Origin of the sequence: Caballeronia sordidicola (assembly GCF_002220365.1) — a bacterium.
Classification (GTDB): domain Bacteria; phylum Pseudomonadota; class Gammaproteobacteria; order Burkholderiales; family Burkholderiaceae; genus Caballeronia; species Caballeronia sordidicola_C.
On record NZ_MTHB01000082.1, the window covers coordinates 1 to 1,759 of the forward strand.

Annotated in this window: 2 protein-coding genes; both read left to right on the forward strand. The window is 58.8% G+C overall.

Translation table 11 applies throughout. From position 1 onward, the window contains the following. A partial coding sequence (locus BSU04_RS13250) for an oleate hydratase (RefSeq protein ID WP_144021225.1) occupies window positions 1–1,386 on the forward strand: 1,386 nt, incomplete at its 5' end. Between the two features lie 167 nt (window positions 1,387–1,553). Further along, a partial coding sequence (locus tag BSU04_RS13255) for a general stress protein (protein ID WP_306427191.1) occupies window positions 1,554–1,759 on the forward strand: 206 nt, incomplete at its 3' end.

The following is a 1,759-nucleotide window of genomic DNA, read 5'->3' on the forward strand; positions in this document are numbered from 1 at the left end:
CGCATGCTCGAGAGCAAGTACGTGTGTACGTTTGATCTGTTCTCATCGATCCCTACGCTCGACGAAAGCAAGACGGTCACACAGGAAATCCTGGACTGGAATGAAACGATGAAGACTGCGTCGAAGTCTCGACTGGTACGCGACGGTCGTCGGATCGACAAACCCGAGTTCGGGCTCACTGAAAGCGACATCCTCACGCTCGAGCGCCTCGCGATTGAACCGGAGCACCTGCTCGGCCGCCGCCGCATAGCGGACTACTTCGCCCCGGCCTTCTTCAAGACCGACTTCTGGCTGATGTGGTGCACGACCTTCGCGTTCCAGCCATGGCATAGCGCGGTTGAATTCAAGCGCTACCTGCTGCGCTTCGTGCACATGGTGTCGGGGTTCAACCAGTTGCATGGAATCATGCGCACGGTCTACAACCAATACGACTCGATGGTCCGGCCGCTGAGCAAATGGCTCGACGACCGCGGTGTCCAGTTCCAGTTCGGCACGCGCGTGAGCGATCTGGTGCTTGACGAGGCCAACGGCGAAACGCGCGTGGAGGGCATCGTCTGCGAGTGCGAGGGGCGTAGCGTTTCAATCCCCGTCGGGCCGGGCGATGCGGTGATCGTCACCCTGGGCTCAATGACCGAAGGCTCGACCCTCGGCGGCATGGATCGCGCCGCCGTGCCGGGCGGCAGCGCCGACTCTGGTTCCTGGGCTCTCTGGGAAAAGATCGCCACGAACCGCCCCGCTTTCGGCCACCCGAACGTGTTCACGGATCACATCGATGAATCGAAGTGGCTGTCGTTCACGACCACATTGCATGATCCTGCGTTCTTCAACCTGGTCCGGGACTTCACCGGCAATGTCCCCGGAGAAGGTGGCCTCATCACCTTCGCGGATTCAAACTGGCTCATGTCGATCGTCCTGCCGCACCAACCGCATTTCATCGGTCAGCCGAGCGACGTGCAGGTGTTCTGGGGATACGGACTCACTATCGATCTGCCCGGTCATTTCGTAAAGAAACCGATGGCCGAGTGCACCGGTCGCGAGATCATGACCGAGGTACTCGGGCATCTGCGCGCTGGCAATGCAACTCCTGATCTAGACCGCGCTGTGTGCATCCCATGCCTGATGCCTTTCATTACGAGCCAGTTCATGCCGCGCGAGCACGGCGACCGGCCGGAAGTCGTGCCGCAGGGATCGGTGAATCTTGCTTTTACCGGCCAGTTTTGCGAATTGCCGGATGACGTTGTCTTCACCGTCGAGTATTCGATTCGTTCGGCGCAGGCAGCGGTCTATCGTCTGCTTGAGATAGCGCAGACGCCCCCGGCCGTCTACAAAGGCAAGTTCGATCCGCGCGTTCTGTTCAACGCGTTCAAGGCCCTGCACGACCTGTAGAACTCAGCTGACGCGTTTATCAACGCACTGCGCACGGCACGTACTGAGTAGTTTCCGAGCCTGCGCGTGCGCGGGCTATGTGGATACCATCGAATCACACTGGCGCAAAAGGGTTCGCACCCGCGAACCCTTTTGCGCCTTATTCAATGCGTTAAAAGGAGAAACAAATGACTGGCAACGACGTTCTGATCGCCACCTTCAATGACCACACCGAAGCCGATGCGGCCGTCCGAAAGCTCATTGAAAACGGCTTCGATATGAAACATTTCAGTGTGGTCGGCAAGGGTTACCACACCGAGGAAAAAGTGGTCGGTTTCTACAACACCGGCGACCGCATGAAGATATGGGGCAAGTACGGCGCATTCTGGGGTGC